Annotated in this window: 17 protein-coding genes; 8 read left to right on the forward strand and 9 right to left on the reverse strand. The window is 66.2% G+C overall.

Annotated elements, in window-relative coordinates; translation table 11 throughout:
• Window positions 1–63: 63 nt before the first annotated feature.
• Complete coding sequence (locus ACVMB0_RS23840; protein ID WP_461347867.1) at window positions 64–1,581, forward strand: MFS transporter; 1,518 nt, start codon at window positions 64–66, stop codon at window positions 1,579–1,581.
• Window positions 1,582–1,632: 51 nt separating this feature from the next.
• On the opposite strand, the gene ACVMB0_RS23845 is transcribed toward ACVMB0_RS23840, so the two are convergent.
• The gene (locus tag ACVMB0_RS23845) at window positions 1,633–2,052 is read right to left on the reverse strand and encodes a cupin domain-containing protein (protein ID WP_461347868.1); all 420 of its coding nucleotides are present in this window, start codon (window positions 2,050–2,052) and stop codon (window positions 1,633–1,635) included.
• An 85-nt stretch (window positions 2,053–2,137) separates the two neighbouring features.
• Window positions 2,138–2,539: an Ohr family peroxiredoxin gene (locus ACVMB0_RS23850; RefSeq protein ID WP_461347869.1), complete on the reverse strand. Its 402-nt coding sequence runs from the start codon at window positions 2,537–2,539 to the stop codon at window positions 2,138–2,140.
• Window positions 2,540–2,673: 134 nt separating this feature from the next.
• On the opposite strand from ACVMB0_RS23850, the gene ACVMB0_RS23855 reads away from it, so the two are divergent.
• Window positions 2,674–3,141, forward strand: a complete 468-nt coding sequence (locus ACVMB0_RS23855; protein WP_456755271.1) for a MarR family winged helix-turn-helix transcriptional regulator — start codon at window positions 2,674–2,676, stop codon at window positions 3,139–3,141.
• 67 nt (window positions 3,142–3,208) lie between these two features.
• On the opposite strand, the gene ACVMB0_RS23860 is transcribed toward ACVMB0_RS23855, so the two are convergent.
• Window positions 3,209–4,552: an ATP-binding protein gene (locus tag ACVMB0_RS23860; protein ID WP_461347870.1), complete on the reverse strand. Its 1,344-nt coding sequence runs from the start codon at window positions 4,550–4,552 to the stop codon at window positions 3,209–3,211.
• Window positions 4,549–5,271 carry a response regulator gene (locus ACVMB0_RS23865; protein WP_461347871.1) on the reverse strand — a complete coding sequence of 241 codons (723 nt, stop codon included), beginning with the start codon at window positions 5,269–5,271 and terminating at the stop codon, window positions 4,549–4,551. Before ACVMB0_RS23865 ends, ACVMB0_RS23860 begins: the two co-directional genes overlap by 4 nt.
• A gap of 282 nt (window positions 5,272–5,553) precedes the next feature.
• On the opposite strand from ACVMB0_RS23865, the gene bamA reads away from it, so the two are divergent.
• The 3 genes from bamA (at window position 5,554) to ACVMB0_RS23880 (ending at window position 9,092) form a co-directional block, all read left to right on the forward strand.
• Window positions 5,554–8,076, forward strand: coding sequence for an outer membrane protein assembly factor BamA (gene bamA / locus ACVMB0_RS23870; RefSeq protein WP_461347872.1), 2,523 nt, complete (start codon window positions 5,554–5,556; stop codon window positions 8,074–8,076).
• Window positions 8,077–8,212: 136 nt separating this feature from the next.
• Window positions 8,213–8,764, forward strand: coding sequence for a carboxymuconolactone decarboxylase family protein (locus tag ACVMB0_RS23875; RefSeq protein ID WP_461347873.1), 552 nt, complete (start codon window positions 8,213–8,215; stop codon window positions 8,762–8,764).
• Between the two features lie 193 nt (window positions 8,765–8,957).
• Window positions 8,958–9,092, forward strand: coding sequence for a hypothetical protein (locus ACVMB0_RS23880; protein ID WP_461347874.1), 135 nt, complete (start codon window positions 8,958–8,960; stop codon window positions 9,090–9,092).
• A gap of 22 nt (window positions 9,093–9,114) precedes the next feature.
• On the opposite strand, the gene ACVMB0_RS23885 is transcribed toward ACVMB0_RS23880, so the two are convergent.
• Window positions 9,115–9,924 carry a phosphotransferase gene (locus tag ACVMB0_RS23885; protein ID WP_461347875.1) on the reverse strand — a complete coding sequence of 270 codons (810 nt, stop codon included), beginning with the start codon at window positions 9,922–9,924 and terminating at the stop codon, window positions 9,115–9,117.
• A 224-nt stretch (window positions 9,925–10,148) separates the two neighbouring features.
• Between ACVMB0_RS23885 and ACVMB0_RS23890 the strand changes: the two genes are divergently transcribed.
• Complete coding sequence (locus ACVMB0_RS23890) at window positions 10,149–11,369, forward strand: MFS transporter (RefSeq protein WP_456755266.1); 1,221 nt, start codon at window positions 10,149–10,151, stop codon at window positions 11,367–11,369.
• A gap of 31 nt (window positions 11,370–11,400) precedes the next feature.
• Here the strand turns inward: ACVMB0_RS23890 and ACVMB0_RS23895 are convergent, their stop codons facing one another.
• Both ACVMB0_RS23895 and ACVMB0_RS23900 read right to left on the reverse strand, forming a co-directional pair.
• Complete coding sequence (locus tag ACVMB0_RS23895; protein ID WP_461347876.1) at window positions 11,401–12,045, reverse strand: Vgb family protein; 645 nt, start codon at window positions 12,043–12,045, stop codon at window positions 11,401–11,403.
• A gap of 28 nt (window positions 12,046–12,073) precedes the next feature.
• Window positions 12,074–13,294, reverse strand: coding sequence for a helix-turn-helix domain-containing protein (locus tag ACVMB0_RS23900; RefSeq protein WP_461347877.1), 1,221 nt, complete (start codon window positions 13,292–13,294; stop codon window positions 12,074–12,076).
• Between the two features lie 92 nt (window positions 13,295–13,386).
• On the opposite strand from ACVMB0_RS23900, the gene ACVMB0_RS23905 reads away from it, so the two are divergent.
• Entirely contained in the window at window positions 13,387–13,635 is a 249-nt protein-coding gene (locus ACVMB0_RS23905) for a hypothetical protein (protein ID WP_461347878.1), read from the forward strand.
• Window positions 13,636–13,640: 5 nt separating this feature from the next.
• On the opposite strand, the gene ACVMB0_RS23910 is transcribed toward ACVMB0_RS23905, so the two are convergent.
• Window positions 13,641–14,732 carry an adenylate/guanylate cyclase domain-containing protein gene (locus ACVMB0_RS23910; protein WP_461347879.1) on the reverse strand — a complete coding sequence of 364 codons (1,092 nt, stop codon included), beginning with the start codon at window positions 14,730–14,732 and terminating at the stop codon, window positions 13,641–13,643.
• 76 nt (window positions 14,733–14,808) lie between these two features.
• Here ACVMB0_RS23910 and ACVMB0_RS23915 point away from each other — a divergent pair, with 76 nt between their 5' ends.
• Window positions 14,809–15,261, forward strand: a complete 453-nt coding sequence (locus ACVMB0_RS23915) for an SRPBCC family protein (RefSeq protein WP_456755261.1) — start codon at window positions 14,809–14,811, stop codon at window positions 15,259–15,261.
• Window positions 15,262–15,273: 12 nt separating this feature from the next.
• On the opposite strand, the gene ACVMB0_RS23920 is transcribed toward ACVMB0_RS23915, so the two are convergent.
• Window positions 15,274–15,915 (reverse strand): HD domain-containing protein, encoded by a 642-nt coding sequence (locus ACVMB0_RS23920; RefSeq protein WP_461347880.1) that lies wholly within the window; start codon window positions 15,913–15,915, stop codon window positions 15,274–15,276.
• Between the last annotated feature and the right edge of the window lie 148 nt (window positions 15,916–16,063).

The following is a 16,063-nucleotide window of genomic DNA, read 5'->3' on the forward strand; positions in this document are numbered from 1 at the left end:
CTGCCAGCACCCTGGCAACAGCGCACGGTATGCCGTTGGCTCGTCACAACAAAAGGCCCCATCATGTCAACTGAACTGAGCCGCCGCGGCGCTGTCGTGCTGTCAGCCGTATGTCTTGCCTGCCTGATGTTTGGATTGGAGATCTCCAGCATTCCCGCGATCCTGCCGACGCTGGAGCGGGTGCTGCATGCCGACTTCAAGGCGCTGCAATGGATCATGAATGCCTACACCATCGCGGTGACCACGGTGCTGATGGCGATCGGGACGGTGGCGGACCGCTACGGGCGCAAGCGCGTCTTCCTGGTCGCGATCGCCGCCTTCGGCATCACCTCGCTGATCTGCGGCGTCGCCTCGAGCGTCGAGATGCTGATCGTCGCCCGGTTCCTGCAAGGGCTGAGCGGCGGCGCGCTGCTGATCTGCCAGATCGCCGTGCTGTCACACGAATTCCAGGGCGGCCGTCTGCGCGCCGTCGCCTGGGGCTGGTGGGGCGTGATCTTCGGCATCGGCCTCGGCTTCGGGCCGATCATCGGCGGCGCCGTGGTCGCGGTCCTGAGCTGGGAATGGGTGTTCCTCGTCCACGTGCTGTTCGCGGCGGTTGCCTTCGTGCTGACGATCGGCGGCGTTCACGAATCGAAAGACCCCAGGGCCAGCAGCCTCGACGTCGCAGGGATCGTGACGATGTCGCTCGCGGTGTTCTGCCTCGCCTTCTACATCACGCAGGGGCCTGATCTCGGCTTCGTCAGTCCGAAGGGGCTTGCAATCTTCGCCGTCTCCGTCGTGAGCTTCATCGCGTTCCTGGTTGCCGAGAAGGTCAGCCGGCGGCCGATGTTCGACTTCTCGGTGTTCCGGATCCTGGCGTTCGCAGGTTCGATCGTCGGCTCGGCGGCAATGAACCTCAGCTACTGGCCGTTCATGATCTATCTGCCGATCTGGTTTCATGCCGGCCTCGGCTATGACAGCGTGTCCGCGGGGCTTGCATTGCTCGCCTACACACTGCCGACCTTGGTGATGCCGCCGTTCGCCGAGCGGCTGTCGCTGCGCTATCAGCCGGGCCTGATCATTCCGGCGGGGCTGTTCACCATCGGCGCCGGATTCATGCTGATGAAGTTCGGCAGTGCCGCCGCACAGCCGGACTGGCTGACGATGCTGCCGGGCTGCCTGCTTGCCGGAATTGGCCTCGGCATCACCAATACGCCGGTGACCAACACGACGACAGGCTCAGTCTCGAGCGACCGCGCCGGCATGGCGTCCGGCATCGACATGAGCGCGCGCATGGTCTCGCTGTCGGTCAACATCGCGCTGATGGGGTTCATCCTGGCGAGCGGCGTGCTGGCGCATCTGAAGGCCGTGCTGCCGTCGATGGACGGCGCGCAGCTTCGCGCAATCGCCGAGCGGATCGCCGCCGGCGACGCCGCCTCGGCGCCGGAGCTGACCGGCTCGATCGTGCATCAGGCACTCGCGAGCGGGTTTGGTTGGGTGATGCTCTATGGCGGCATCGGCGTCTGGGTCATGGCCGCGATCAGCTTCCTGATCTTCAATGCGCGGCAGGTCGTGCAGGCCGAAGCTCAGGGCACGAAGTGAATTGATGCCGCCGCGCCCGCCCTGAAGGAAAGGGCGGGCAGGCGGGATCGGTCATTTCACCAGGGTCAGCAGCGGCTTGTCCTTCTCGACGATATAGGTCGCAAGCTCGCTGGCCGTGACGTCGCCGACGTTCTTCGCCGCGTGGATCGCGCCTGCGGGGATGAACAGCACGTCACCGGCCCTCAGCGTTGCCGGCGGTCTGCCGTCGACATCGTATTCGAGCGTGCCGGCGAGCACATAGATGATCTCCTCGCCGGGATGGGTGTGCCGGCCGAACGCCTTGCCGGGTGCGATGTCGACGCGCACTTGCACGGCTTCACGTCCGGGCGCGCTGAGGTCGTGGCGCTGCAGGTCGGTCCGGGCGATGCCGGCCGGCTGCTCCGCCTGCGCGCTCGGGATCGTCAGGAGACCCGCAGCGAACAAGGCCGTCCTCGCGAAGAGGCGCGTCGCCGTCAACAGCTTACTGGTCATCTTGAACTCCGGATTTTCGTCTGGATCGGTCCAACCGCGAACCGGCAAGCGGCCGGTCCGCGTCGGAGGTCGCCATGTGCTGGTCTCAAACGAGGGTGGTCGTGACGTCGATGTTGCCGTGCACCGCCTTGGAGTAGGGGCAGATGCCGTGCGCGGCTTCGATCAGCTGCTGCGCGACGTCGCGCTCCACGCCGGGAACGTGGACGTTGAGGCGCGCGCTCAGGAAGAAGGCGCTGCCGGCCTGGTTCAGATCGATCTCGGCGTCGACCTCGGGCTCGCTCGCGAGCTTGACCTTGCGCTGTCCGGCCGCGAGCTGGATCGCGCCGATGTAGCAGGCCGACCAGGCGGCGGCGAACAGGTTTTCGGCGGCCGGGTGCGGCTGCGGCAGCTTGACGTCGAGGAAGCCGTCGCGCGAGCGGGCGGCACCGTTCGGGCCGGCGGTGACGTGGGTCTTTCCGGTGACGAGAACCTTGGCATTGGCGGTCATGGCAAACTTTAGCTCGCATCCGATCTAATCGGATACGCGTCGAAATAAGCCGCATGCCCGGGCGTGTCAAGCACTTCCGATTTAATCGGACGCGATTTATATTGACCCGGACTTCACAAACTCCGGAGCCGCCCGTGACCCGCCTCGCCAAGGCCGAAAGCAAAGGCCGAAAACTGTCGAATTTTCTGTGCTTTGCGGTCTATTCGGCCAATCTGGCCTTCGGCCGCGCCTACAAGCCGATCCTGGACGCGGTCGGCCTGACCTATACCCAGTACATTGCCATGATCGCGCTGTCGGAGGCGGACGACCAGACCGTCAGCGCGCTCGGCGAGAAGCTGTTCCTGGAATCCAACACGCTGACGCCGATCCTCAAGAAGCTCGAGCAGAGCGGCTATATCAGCCGCACCCGCGATCCCGCCGACGAGCGGCAGGTGCGGGTGAGCCTGACGGCCGCCGGTCGGCGCCTGCTCGACAAGGAGATCAACGCGTCGCTGGTCGAGGCTACCGGGCTCGGGGACGAGTTTCCGATCGTGCAGAAGAGCGTGGTCAGGCTGCGCGACAATCTGCTGCATCACACGCGCGGCGATACGAAGAAGGGCTGAGCCTCCGGCGGCGACTGCTGTGTTACGCCGGACGAGCTGAAACCGCGTTCTCAGAAGCTCACTTGAGTTAGCCCGACACGAGCTCGCGCTGCGCGGGGCGAGATGGGCTCGCTTCGGCGCGATCCGATCCAAGATGCACGGCCCCCGGCAGCGCGATGCGGACCAGAAGGCCGTGCGGCTCGTTGTCGTGCAGGGACAGCTCGCCGCCGTGCCCACGCACCATGGCCTGCGCGATCGAAAGACCAAGCCCGAAGCCGCTCTTCTCGTCCATGGTGCGGGCCTCGTTGCCGCGGACGAAGGGCTTCAGCATTTCGGCCCGGAGGTGCTCCGGAATCCCCGGACCGTCGTCGGAGACGTCGATGACGGTCCGATCGGCGGATGCGGAGAGCCGGATATCGACCTCGCTGCCGAACCGCAGCGCGTTTTCCACCAGATTGGTCACGGTGCGGCTGATCTCGCTGGGACGAACCAGCAGCGATCCCCTGGCCGGGCCGTGATAACGCACGACGTGGCCGCAATCGGAGAATTGCTCGCAGACCGTCTGCAGCAGCGCGGCCACGTTGACCAGCGTCGGCTTCGCCGCGCTGCCGCCGCTCAGGAACGACAGCACGGATTCCAGCATGGCCTGCATCTGGTCGAGATCGTGCAGGGTCTCCGCGCGCTGGGCGTCGTTCTCGATATATTCGGACCGCAGCCGCAGCCGGGTGATCGGCGTGCGCAGATCGTGACTGATAGCGGCGAGCATCCGCGTGCGATCGTTCATCAGGGTGGTGATGCGTTCGCGCATGCGATTGAGTGCGACCGCGGCAGCGCGGATTTCCTGCGGACCGGTTTCCGGAAGCGGAGCGGCCGCCTGGCTGATGCTGAAATTCTCGGCGGCGCGGGCAAAGGCGGAGAGCGGCGCGCTCAGCGCGCGAGCGGCCCAGACGCCGAGCAGCGTGACGCTGACGAACAGGAACAGGAACGTGCTGACCCAGAATGCGCCGAAGAAAGGCGGCATTTTCGTCGGGCCGATCGTCGCTTCGATCAGGGCTCCGTCCGGTAACTGAACCGCCGCCGCCGCGGCCTTCGCGGAAAACTCATCGATATCGTCGACGCCGGGCGTATCGGACGAAGCCCTGTCAGACAAGCCTGGAGCGGCGTCGCGCAAGGTGAAGTGCAAGCGGGGAAAGGCCCGGTCGGCCGCCTGCAACAGCGCTGGGCGATTGGCCTGAGGCGCCTCGGCCAGAAGCTTGGCAACCAGCTGGAACTGATGGATCGGCCGGTCGGCGAACGATTTCGGTTTCTGGCTGGTGAAGTAGAGCCCGATCAGCGCGTGAATCAACACCAGCGACAGCAGGATCAGGGCTGCGATCTGGCCGCTGATCCGGTGGAAGCTGAACAGCGCGGCAATCCTGCGGGTCCAGCTCATGCGTCCTCCACATGCGGCGTGAAGATATATCCGCCGGTGCGCACCGTCCTGATGACAGACGATCCTTCGGTGATATCGAGCTTGCGGCGAAGCCGGCTGACCAGCACGTCGATGCTGCGCCCGAACGGACTGGCCGGCCGGCTGCGCGTCATGGTCAGGAGGCCATCGCGCGTCAGGATCCGGCCGGGCCGCTCGCAGAACACCTGCAGCAGATCGAACTCGGCGCTGGTCAGCGTGACCTGGGCGCCGTCGGGATCGCGCAGTTCGCGCAAGCGCAGATCGATGGTCCAATCCTGGAAGCGCAGGCGGGCGGCGCTCTGGCCGGAGCGCCCGGCAAGGTCGGCCTGCGCCTGGCGGCGCAGCACGGCATTGATCCGCGCTAGCAGCTCGCGCGGATTGAACGGCTTGGCGAGATAGTCGTCCGCGCCCATCTCGAGCCCGAGGATCCGGTCGAGGTCCTCGCCCTTCGCGGTCAGCATGATGATCGGGATCGTCGAATCGCCGCGGAGGCGGCGGCACAGGGTCAGTCCGTCCTCTCCCGGCAGCATCAGATCGAGCACGACGAGATCGAGCGAGTGCCCGGCAAGGTAACGATCCATTTCCCGGCCGTTCGAGGCCGTGGCGACCAGACAGGATTGGTCGCGCAGGTAGCGGGCGATCAGGTCTCTGGTTGGCAGATCGTCCTCGACGACGAGGATCTTTGGCGTATGTGCAAGCATGGTCCGTGACGAGCCTCATGATAAGGGCATTTCACGCGCGTTGCGGCGCGCTCAGCCACCAATCGACCAGCATAGGCGTCGCTTGTGGGCGGCATTACGCCTTTTCGTAAGCATAGTGTTTCTGAACTGTGAGCGGCGCACGCAGGCGGAAACAATCCGGGCGGGGGTCACGCCTCGTTGCGCTCACAGTCCCAAATCACTGGAAATAATCCCGCAATCCTGCAGCCACACCGCAGCCATCACCATCCCGTCACAACGGGTGACTTGTTCGCGAGGTGTGGAATGAAGACGTGGCGGAGCCTTGTCGCGGCGATCGTGCTTACGGGCTTTTCGATCCCGGGGACGTCGGTGACATCGCTGATGACTTGGCTATTGGTGGCACCGGTGGCGGCTCAATCGGTTGATGCGATCACGATCGAAGGCAATCGCAGGGTCGAGGCGGAGACCGTCCGCTCCTATTTCAGGGCCGGGCCCGGCGGCCATCTCGATCAGGCGGCCATCGACGACGCGCTCAAGGAGCTGGTCGGGACCGGCCTGTTCCAGGACGTCAAGATCAATCGCGTCGGCGGCCGGATCGTGGTTTCGGTGGTCGAGAACCCGGTGATCGACCGCGTCGCGTTCGAGGGCAACAAGAAGGTCAAGGACGAGCAGCTCTCGGCCGAGATACAGTCCAAGCCGCGGGGCACGCTGTCGCGGCCGATGGTGCAGTCGGATGCGCTGCGGATCACGGAGATCTATCGGCACTCCGGCCGCTACGACGTGCGTGTCACGCCCGAGATCATCGAGCGCTCGAACAACCGCGTCGATCTCGTCTTCACCGTCGACGAGGGCGCCAAGACCGGCATCAAGACCATCGAGTTCATGGGCAACAACAGCTTCTCGGCATCGCGCCTCAAGGACGTGATCAAGACCCACGAGACCAACTTCCTGAGCTTCCTCGGCAACGCCAACATCTACGACCCCGACCGTGTCGAGGCCGACCGCGACCTGATTCGTCGCTTCTATTTGAAGCACGGCTATGCGGACGTGCAGGTGGTGGCCGCGCTCGCCGAATACGACCCGGAGCACAAGGGTTTTCAAGTGACGTTCAAGATCGAGGAGGGGCAACTGTACCGCGTCGAGACCGTGAGCTTCCAGTCCGGCATTGCCGGTTTCGATCCGAACAGCCTGCGCTCGCTCTCGCGCGTCAGCATAGGTTCGCTCTACAACGCCGAGGCAATCGAGAAGTCGGTCGAGGAGATGCAGATCGAGGCATCGCGCCGTGGCTACTCCTTCGCAGTGGTCCGTCTGGACGGCAACCGGAATTTCGAGTCCCATACGGTGGGGATCGTGTTCCATGTGGACGAAGGGCCACGCACCTATATCGAGCGGATCGACATTCGCGGCAACGGCCGCACCCGCGACTACGTGATCCGGCGCGAGTTCGATCTTTCGGAAGGCGATGCGTACAACCGCGCGCTGGTCGATCGTGCCGAGCGGCGATTGAAAAATCTCGACTACTTCAAGACGGTGAAGATCACCACCGAGCCCGGCTCATCGAGCGATCGCGTCATCCTGGTTGTCGATCTGGAGGAGAAGTCGACTGGCGACTTCTCGGTTTCGGGCGGCTATTCGACCACCGACGGCGCGCTCGCCGAGGTCAGCATCTCCGAACGCAATCTGCTCGGCCGCGGCCTGTATGCGAAGGCATCGGTCAGCTACGGCCAATACTCGCGCGGCCTGACGCTGTCCTTTGTCGAACCCTATCTGCTCGACTATCGCGTCGCGCTCGGGCTCGATGCCTACTACAAGGAGCAACTGCCGACGGCCTACACGACCTATGGCGTCAAGACGATCGGGTTCTCGCCAAGGCTCGGCCTTGCCCTGCGCGAGGACCTGACCCTCCAGCTGCGCTATTCGCTCTATCAGCAGGAAATCTCGCTCGATAGCGCCTATAATAATTGCAACAACAATGCGGCCAACACCTCGCTCGCGTTCAATCCGACGCCGGCCTACATCCAGAGTGTGCTCCACGGCGTCGACCCCACCAATTCGGTCTCGTCGGGGCTTTATGGATATGGTTGCTATGGCGACGGCGAATCCACGCTGCCCGTGCGTGAAGAACTGGCGCAGGGCGCGACCTGGACCTCGGCGGTCGGCTATACGCTGACCTACAACACGCTCGACAACAACAAGAACCCGACCGACGGCTTGCTGATCGACTTCAAGCAGGATTTTGCCGGCGTCGGCGGCGACGTGACCTATCTGAAGAGCGCGGTCGACGCCAAATACTACACGCCGTTGGTGTCCGATCTCGTCGGCCTGATCCATCTGCAGGGCGGCCTGCTCAGCAAGGTCGGAAACAATGATCTGCGCATGCTCGATAATTTCCAGATGGGGCCGAATCTGGTGCGCGGCTTTGCCTCCGGCGGCATCGGGCCGCGCGACATCACCTATGCGAGCTTGGGGGCGACCGGGGATGCGCTCGGCGGCACCAAATATTGGGGCGCGTCGATGGAGCTGCAGATGCCGTTCTGGTTCCTGCCCTCCGAGGTCGGGTTGAAGGGCGCGGTCTATGCCGACGCCGGCTCGCTGTGGGATTACCAGGGCCCGACCTCGTGGGCTGCGACCGGTGAGGTGAATACGGCTGCCTGCAAATGCGGCCTGCAATACGACGACGAGAACGTGGTGCGGACCTCGGTCGGCGTCGGCCTGATCTGGGCGTCGCCATTCGGCCCGCTGCGCTTCGACTACGCAGTGCCGATCACGAAGGGCAAATACGACATCGTGCAGGAGTTCAGGTTCGGCGGCGGCACCTCGTTCTAGGCAGGGCGACGCCTTTGCCGGCACTGCGCGCGCGGCACCGATCCGGCGTGATACTTGCCATGCCGTCGGGCGGCTTGCGGTATCGGACGAAGCGGGGCAGGTTGCATCGGTTCAATTCCGATCCGAGGCAATATCCATGTCACGCGTGTCCATCAAGACCAGGAACGACCTGCCGGCCGAGCTCAAACCGCTGTGGGACAAGATGACCACTTATGGCGCGTTCGAGAACCAGGCCGGGGTCATGGCGCTGCGTCCGCCGATCTTCAAACACATGTGGTCCCTGCTGGTCGATCTCGCCGACGAGGCGGTGATCTCGAAACGGCATCTCGAGCTCGCGCTGGTGACGGTCTCGCTGTTGAACAAGTGCGACTATTGCGTGTCGCACCACGCGCCGAAGCTTGCGATCCAGGGCGTCTCGGAGGCGGGCGCCGACCGATTGCTCGACTATCAGGATCACCCCGAGCTCGAGTCGCTCGACAAGCTGGTGGTCGAGTATGCGATCGCCGTCACCAACAACTGGAATAAGACCCGCGACGAGGTCTTCGTGCGCCTGCGCGAGCATTTCTCGGAAGCGCAGATCGTCGAGCTGACCTGGCGGATCGCGCTGTGCGGCGCCTTCAATCGCTTCAACGACATTTTGCAGCTCGACGTCGAGCAGGGCGTCCCGCAGCGCGAAGCCGCGGAGTGATGGTCTAATCAAATCTCCTTCGGCAACACGGCGCCGACCGGGTCTGGCCGCATCAGATGGTCGGCACCGCGCGCGGCTCGGCGGCAAGGTGGTCGGGACCAAATGCACGCTGGCGACCGAGGCGGATTTCTCGCCCTGATCAGGGAGATCGCCGCGAACAAGACCAAGGTGCTGCTGTACGTGGTGAGGGTGGATGGATTTCATCCGGCGGGCCGACGAGGCCGGGTCGCTCAAGGACATCATCGTCGAAGCGGACGGCACTGGGTGCAGGTCCGAGCCGCTTGGCCAGATTGCGCCGCAGCCGGGATGCAGTCTGGCCGGTCGCTGAGACTGGCGTGCGACCATTCAATTCAGCCTTCCGAGCGCAGGGCCGCCTCGACGCGCTGGATCAGCCGCTCCCGCATGTCGGGCTTGGCCCCGCCGAGCAGAAGGAAGACGCGGACGATCGGCAAATAGGGCTGCATCGCCGCCGTCAGCGCCGCAGGGGTGATGCCGGCCAGCCGCGCATACTCCGCCTGCAGAACCGAATTGACCGTGGCCCGCTCCGGATCATCGGCGTATTCCAGGTCAAGCTCGGCCATCAGGACATGGCACTGCGCAATCTCGTAGGCGGCGGGCGCACGGGCCGCGCCGAGCCAGTCGATCAATCTCGGACCCTGCGCCGTCATGATCACGTTGCCGGGGTGAAGATCGGAATGGCACAGCACATCATCGGGCGCGAGGTGCTCGATCAGCGCGAGGACGCCGGTGGTGATGCGCTCCGGAAGCACGCTGCCGGCAAACCGCAATCGGGCGTCCATCGCCTCGCGCAGCGAGAATGCGACCGGCGGCGGTCGCGTCTTGTGAACGGCAAGGCAGAGCGTCGCAAGAATTGCGCCGGCTTGTTCACGCGTGATGGCGCCGGTGCGCATCGCCTGCAACAGGGTCGGCCCATCGAGCCGCGGCAGTACGATGCCGAAGCGGCCGTCGAGAGTGACTTCGCCGAACACCTCCGGCGCCGGGCCGCCGGCGGCGAAGACCGCGCGGGTTATTTGCGTCTCGTGCTGGACGACCCAGCGCGGGATGCCTGGCTTGGATAGCTTGACGACCTGACCGGGCGCCCAGGCGTGGACATCCGCGAAAAGCCCACTGCCGATCTTCTCTCCCAGCGACCCCTGCATGCCCATTCTCCGCCGTGATAGAGGAAACACCGGCGGCGAGCCAAAAGGAACCCCTGCCGTCGCAGGGCGGACCGACACGATGATCGCCTTTCAGCGTGCAGAGGCCTTCGTCCGCTCCGCTCGACACCAGGCTCGAAAAAAATGAGCTGGCGCGGCCTTTCGTTGTCGGTTCCAGTCCGGTCCGTTCGTCTTCCAGCCAGAACGGGCGGCATGGGAGTTCCGGAATGAGCAATTCGACCTATCGCTGGGTGATCGTCGCGGCCGGCGGCCTGCTTGGCTGCGTCGCGATCGGCGGCATGTTCTCGCTGCCGGTGTTCCTGCAGCCGATGGCGCGGGAGACCGGCTGGTCGGTGACCGGGATCTCCAGCGCGATGACCATCGGTTTCCTTGCGATGGCCTTCACCAGCATGATCTGGGGCACGCTGTCGGACCGGTTCGGGCCGCTCCCGGTGGTGCTGACCGGATCGATCGTGCTGGCGGCAAGCCTGGCGCTGGCAAGCCGGGCGACCTCGCTGCTGGCCTTTCAGTTCATGTTCGGCGCGCTGGTCGGCGCGGCCACGGCGGCGATCTTCGCCCCGATGATGGCCTGCGTCACCGGCTGGTTCGACACCCATCGCAGTCTCGCCGTGTCGCTGGTGTCGGCCGGCATGGGCATGGCGCCGATGACGATGTCGCCGCTCGCGGCCTGGCTGATCTCCCACCACGACTGGCGGACCGCGATGCTGATCGTCGCGGGCGTCGTCGGCGCAATCATGATCCCGGTGTCGTTGCTGGTGCGGCGTCCGCCGGCACTGCAAGGCGACGCCCCTGAAGCGGCGGTTTCCGCCAACGGAGAGCCGCCGCTGTCGCTGGCGCAGGCCCTGCGCTCGCCGCAATTCCTGATCCTGATCACGACCAATTTCTTCTGCTGTGCCACCCATTCGGGACCGATCATCCACACGGTGAGTTACGCGGTGACCTGCGGCATTCCGCTGGTTGCCGCGGTCACGATCTACAGCGTGGAGGGACTCGCCGGCATGGGCGGTCGCATCGCCTTCGGCCTGCTCGGCGACCGCTTCGGCGCCAAGCGCGTGCTGGTGCTCGGCCTACTGGCACAGGCATTCGGCGCGCTCGGCTATGTCTTCGTGCGCGAGCTTGCCGCGTTCTACGCGGTCGCGGCGATCTTCGGCTTCATCTATGCCGGCACCATGCCGCTGTACTCGGTGCTGATCCGCGAGAATTTTCCGCTGCGCATGTTGGGCACCGTGATCGGCGGCACCGCGATGGCCGGCAGCCTCGGCATGGCGACCGGGCCGTTGGCCGGCGGCCTGATCTACGACACCTTTGCGAGCTACACGTGGCTCTATGTCGGCTCCTGGGCCACGGGCCTCGGCGCGTTCCTGATCATGATGACCTTCCGGCCGATGGCATCGGCGCGGCCCACCGCGGTGCCCGCACCGGCGTGAGCAGGCTCAGCGCGTGGAGCGGTTGGTCGCTTCACGCGCCGCTGCGCTTCGGCCGGCGGATCGCGCGCACCTTGTTGTTGGTCGAGCCGCTGCCGCAGAAGAACCGGTCCTTGCCGTCGGATTCGAGTCCGGAGACGAACGTGCCCTTCGGCATCTCCAGCCGCTCCATGACTTCGCCGGTTTGCGGATCGATGCGCCGGACGTCGCTCTGGTCCTCTTCCCAGGTGCCGTGCCAGAGTTCGCCATCGACCCAGGAGACGCCGGTGACGAAGCGATTGCTTGCGATGGTGCGAATGACCTTGCCGGTGTCCGGATCGACCTGAACGATGGTGCGGTCGCGATACTGGCCGACCCACAGCGAGCCTTCCGCCCACGCGAGGCCGGAGTCGCGGCCGCCGCCGGGCGCGGGGATCGTGGACAGCACGCGTCCGCTGCTCGGCTCGATCTTCAGGATGCGGTCCTCGGCGATCTGGTAGAGGTGCTTGCCGTCGAAGGCGGTGCCGGCATGGGCCGCGATGTCGAGGGTACGGGTGGTGTTGCCGCTGTCGGGATCGAACGCGACCAGCCGGCCGCCGGCCGCGAACCAGACCTGCTCGCCGTCGAAGCTGACGCCGCCGACGCTCTCGACGCCCTCGAAGGCATATTCCCGGATGATCTCGGCTTCGGACTTCTTCATGCTCGGCTCCTGTAATCTCGGCCCGATGCTAGCCGTTCGGCAGCGGGGCAGGGAGTAACAACGTCGTCGTGAATCCCGGCACCGGGGGCGTCATCCAGCGCCGGGCCCGGGCGCGGCCGACCGGCTGCACCTTGCCGCTGGCTGCCAGCGCATCGAGCGCGCGCTGCACGGTGCGCTGGCTGGCGCCGAGCGCGACCGACAGCGCCGAGCTCGACCACGCCTCGCCGTCGGCGAGGAACGCCAGCACCGCCGCATGCTCCTCCTCGACCGGCAGCGCCAGCACGCTGACCTCGCGCCGGCCGTGCGGCTCCAGCACGAAGCCGTCGGGCGTGGCGTTGAGATCGGCGAGCGGCCGCAAGGCCCGGCGCAGCCGTCCGATCTCGACCCGCAGCCGCGCCCGGTGCGATTCATCGGCGTGCTTGCCGCGAAACGCGCGCGCGATCAGCGTGCTGCGCGACGCGTCCTGCGGCCAGGCTTCGCCCAGCGCGCGGGCGAGCGCGAACAGCACCGGACGCCGATTCAGAGAAATAGTTGTCCGGGCATCGCGCACGGCATAGCGGCAGGCATCGACGACAAGCGCCTTCGACGCCATCAGGGCCTCGACCTCCTCGAGCAGCAGCGGACGCTCGCCGCCGCGCGCAATCAAGCGTGCCGCCGGCGTGGCGAGCAGGCGCGCGGTGCTTTCGACCTCGGCCGCAAGCTCGGCGATGCCGGCGCGGCGCGCGGCGTCCATGGCCCGTGCCAGCGCGTCGCGCGCCGGCCTGGTGCGCAGCCGGCGCATGGCGATTCCGGCGACGACCAGTTCATGGCCGACGCGCAGCGCCGGCGGGAAGGGCGCCGGATCGAGGTCACCGAGCATGCGCTCGGCCGCATCGAGGCTCCCGATCAACAGCAGGCGACGGATCTCGAGATAGCCGGCATGGGCGGCGTTGAGCGCATCGCCCCGCGCCGCGAGCGTCGCGCGCGCCGCGGCGAGGCTCTTGCCGGGAAAGGACAGATCGCGCGACACCAGCGCGATCTCGGCCTCGGCCACCACGCAGCGCGCCCGCGCGATCGCTTCGCGTGGACCGAAGGCGCGGCCGGCACGCCGCAACAGCTCCTTGGCACGCGCGAAATCGCCGAGCCTTGCCATCGCGATGCCGCGCAGCGCCAGCGCCGGCGCATCGTCGCGCAGGGCCACCCGTTTCAGTGCGCCGAGGGGATCACCCGCCGCGAGCGCGCGCGCCGCAGCTGTAATCAGCGAGTCCATTCGAATCCCGACACACTTGTCACTCTCGCCCTCCGAGGCCCGGTCCTAACCTAGCACATGACGACATGGATCATCTCCAGAGAGATCGAACGATGAGCGGTATCGAAACACGTGACGATTGGTTGAAGGGCAGGCTCGGCGGGCGCGGTTCGACGGCGGCGCGCTGGCTGTCGCTCGCGGCGGCGCCGACCTTCGCGGTCATGGCGCTGGTGGCCGCGATGGCGCCGGCCGACATGATCTGCGGCGCCATGCAGGGGCCGCTGTCATTGCAGGGGATGGTCCCGATGTACGCGCTGATGAGCGCGTTCCACCTGGCGCCGTGGCTGCGGCTGTTCCGATGACCGGCTCACCCCTCCGGCAGCGTGAAGACCGCGCAGGGCCGCGCGATGCCGCGCAGCGCATGGGTGCCGAGGGCGACCAGCGGCGTCTCGGCCTCGGCGGCAACGGCCTCCGAGACAAGTACGCTCTGCTCCAGCGGCTTGCACAGGCCTTCGAGCCGGCTGACCAGATTGACCGCGGCGCCGATCGCGGTGAAGTCGAGCCGGTCGGCGGCGCCGATATTGCCCCAGTGCACCTCGCCGAGATGCAGCGCCGCGCCGAACGACAGCGTCGGCAAGCCCCGCTTGCGGCGCTCGGTGTCGAGATGCGCCATGCCGACGCGCGCCGCCGAGACCGCGCGCAACGCCGCCTCGCATGCGCTGCGCGCGCTGGTGGTGACCGGAAAGATCGCGAGCAGGCCGTCGCCGATGAACTTCAGCACCTCGCCGCCGAAGGCGTGGATCGCGCCGGCGATGCGGTCGAACCAGGCATCGAGCGCCGCGATCACCTCGGCAGGCGGATGGCTCTCGGAGAGCGCCGTGAAGCCGCGCAGGTCGGCAAACAGCAACGCTGCGCGGATGGTTTCGCCGGTGTTGCGTCGCAACGGCGATGCCAGCACGCGCGCCGCGCTGCGCCGGCCGAGATAGGCCTCCAGCGCCGCCGTCAATGTTGCGCGCGCCGCAAGCGCGGCAAGCGGTGCCGCCATGAAGCGCGCTGCCTCGCGCAATCGATCCGCCTCGGCAGGCGTGAAGGGATCGGTCCCGATCCAGCTCAGGGTCGGGCCATCCGGTCGCGTTCCGATGGTGTCCTGGTGGATCGGGCCGCGCGCGAGGGCGCCGAGCCAGCGCCGGCCGGCATCGCCGGATCCGATCATATCGGGCATCGCAAAGGGTTGTTCCGGCGCGAAGCCGAGCGCTTCGATGACCTCGCCGGTCTCGGCACGCCACAGCCAGGTTCGTCGTGCGATCAGCGGGTGCGGAACTTCGAGCGTCAGCGTACCGCCGGCAAGCGGCAGGCCATCCGTGATAAGGTGGCTCCCAAGATCCGCCAGCAACCGGTTGGCGCCCGCGGTCTCGGCGGCGGCGTCGACCAGCCAGCTCAGTGTCGAGGACATCTGCATCACCCCATCATGGGGTTGACGCGCCACCCTTGTCACGAATTATCCCGAAACCTGACTGCCCATGGAGGATAGACCGATGACCGAAGCCTTCATCGTCCAACGCGAGATGCAGATCGCAGCCCCGCCCGCAACCGTGTTCGCGTTCCTGACCGATCCGCAGAAGATCGTCAGCTGGATGGGATTAGAGGCCGAGACCGAGCTGCATCCAGGCGGGCTCTATTTGCTCAAGGGCGTCTCCGGCGATCTGTCGCGGGCGGCACGCGGCGCGTTTCGCGAGGTCGTGCCGGTGCATCGTCTTGCCTACAGCTTCGGCTGGGAGGGCGGCGCCGAAGTGCCGCCGGGATCCAGCCTGATCGAGATCGACCTGATCGACAAGGACAGCGGCACGCTGCTTCGGATGACCCATAGCGGCCTGCCGAACGCGGCGCAGTGCGCGGCCCATGACAAGGGCTGGGCGCACTATCTGGGCCGGCTCTCACTCGCGGCGGCCGGTCGGGATCCCGGACCGGAACGCGGTCCGCACGCTTGAGGTCCCCTGACCTCATGTCGGCCATTTCGAGCCGAGGATGATCGAGCAGAAGTTCGTCCTTCTGTAGTTCATATCCTTTAGCGCCAGCACGTCGGCCTTGACGTTGCCAAAGGTGGTATGCGGCTTCTTGATGGTGCCGCCTGCGAAATGATCGATAATGTTCTCCTTGAAGTTCGCCTCGCGCGGATGATGCGCGCAGACATGGTCGCGGTGTGTGTCGGAGAAATCGTCATAGGCGATGCCGAGTACGTCCATCTCGACCCCAGCGGTGACCAGCGCGACGGTCGGACGCATATGCTCGGGAATGCCGGGCGTGGTGTGCAGCGCGATCGAAGCCCAGACGTCCTCGATGTCGCGTTCGGCGACGCCGTAGCCTTTGAGGAAGTCGCGCGCGGCGTTGGCGCCGTCGACCTCGAAGCGCAGGTCGGGGCTCGCATGCGCCGGCGTGAGGCCCATGTCGTGGAACATGGCGCCGATATAGAGCAGCTCGGGATCGAAGTTCAGCTTGCGGCGATTGCCGGTCAGCGCGCCCCAGAAGAACACGCGGCGGCTGTGATTGTAGAGCAAATCGTCCTCGGAATCGCGCACCAGCTGGGTCGCGGCGCGGGCCATGGCGCTGTCGGGTACGCGGATGCCCGCGATGATCTCGGTCATTTCAAGACGCTCCTCGATGTGGCAAGACGGGACCGTGGCGTGGGATCACGCGGGCGGCGTTCGTCTCTGCGGTGTGTTCTGGATCGCCTTCCGGCGTGGTCCGTGGTGGCGCTGTTGTCGCTTGTTCTGGGCCGATCCCGCAACGATC

Source organism: Bradyrhizobium sp. USDA 4451, assembly GCF_054822585.1.

Bases quoted from the DNA above. Each gene is read 5' to 3' on its own strand.
- ACVMB0_RS23840 (WP_461347867.1), top strand. From the start codon at position 64: ATGTCAACTGAACTGAGCCGCCGCGGCGCTGTCGTGCTGTCAGCCGTA.
- ACVMB0_RS23845 (WP_461347868.1), bottom strand. From the start codon at position 2,052: ATGACCAGTAAGCTGTTGACGGCGACGCGCCTCTTCGCGAGGACGGCC.
- ACVMB0_RS23850 (WP_461347869.1), bottom strand. From the start codon at position 2,539: ATGACCGCCAATGCCAAGGTTCTCGTCACCGGAAAGACCCACGTCACC.
- ACVMB0_RS23860 (WP_461347870.1), bottom strand. From the start codon at position 4,552: ATGAGCTGGACCCGCAGGATTGCCGCGCTGTTCAGCTTCCACCGGATC.
- ACVMB0_RS23865 (WP_461347871.1), bottom strand. From the start codon at position 5,271: ATGCTTGCACATACGCCAAAGATCCTCGTCGTCGAGGACGATCTGCCA.
- bamA (WP_461347872.1), top strand. From the start codon at position 5,554: ATGAAGACGTGGCGGAGCCTTGTCGCGGCGATCGTGCTTACGGGCTTT.
- ACVMB0_RS23875 (WP_461347873.1), top strand. From the start codon at position 8,213: ATGTCACGCGTGTCCATCAAGACCAGGAACGACCTGCCGGCCGAGCTC.
- ACVMB0_RS23880 (WP_461347874.1), top strand. From the start codon at position 8,958: ATGGATTTCATCCGGCGGGCCGACGAGGCCGGGTCGCTCAAGGACATC.
- ACVMB0_RS23885 (WP_461347875.1), bottom strand. From the start codon at position 9,924: ATGCAGGGGTCGCTGGGAGAGAAGATCGGCAGTGGGCTTTTCGCGGAT.
- ACVMB0_RS23890 (WP_456755266.1), top strand. From the start codon at position 10,149: ATGAGCAATTCGACCTATCGCTGGGTGATCGTCGCGGCCGGCGGCCTG.
- ACVMB0_RS23895 (WP_461347876.1), bottom strand. From the start codon at position 12,045: ATGAAGAAGTCCGAAGCCGAGATCATCCGGGAATATGCCTTCGAGGGC.
- ACVMB0_RS23900 (WP_461347877.1), bottom strand. From the start codon at position 13,294: ATGGACTCGCTGATTACAGCTGCGGCGCGCGCGCTCGCGGCGGGTGAT.
- ACVMB0_RS23905 (WP_461347878.1), top strand. From the start codon at position 13,387: ATGAGCGGTATCGAAACACGTGACGATTGGTTGAAGGGCAGGCTCGGC.
- ACVMB0_RS23910 (WP_461347879.1), bottom strand. From the start codon at position 14,732: ATGCAGATGTCCTCGACACTGAGCTGGCTGGTCGACGCCGCCGCCGAG.
- ACVMB0_RS23915 (WP_456755261.1), top strand. From the start codon at position 14,809: ATGACCGAAGCCTTCATCGTCCAACGCGAGATGCAGATCGCAGCCCCG.
- ACVMB0_RS23920 (WP_461347880.1), bottom strand. From the start codon at position 15,915: ATGACCGAGATCATCGCGGGCATCCGCGTACCCGACAGCGCCATGGCC.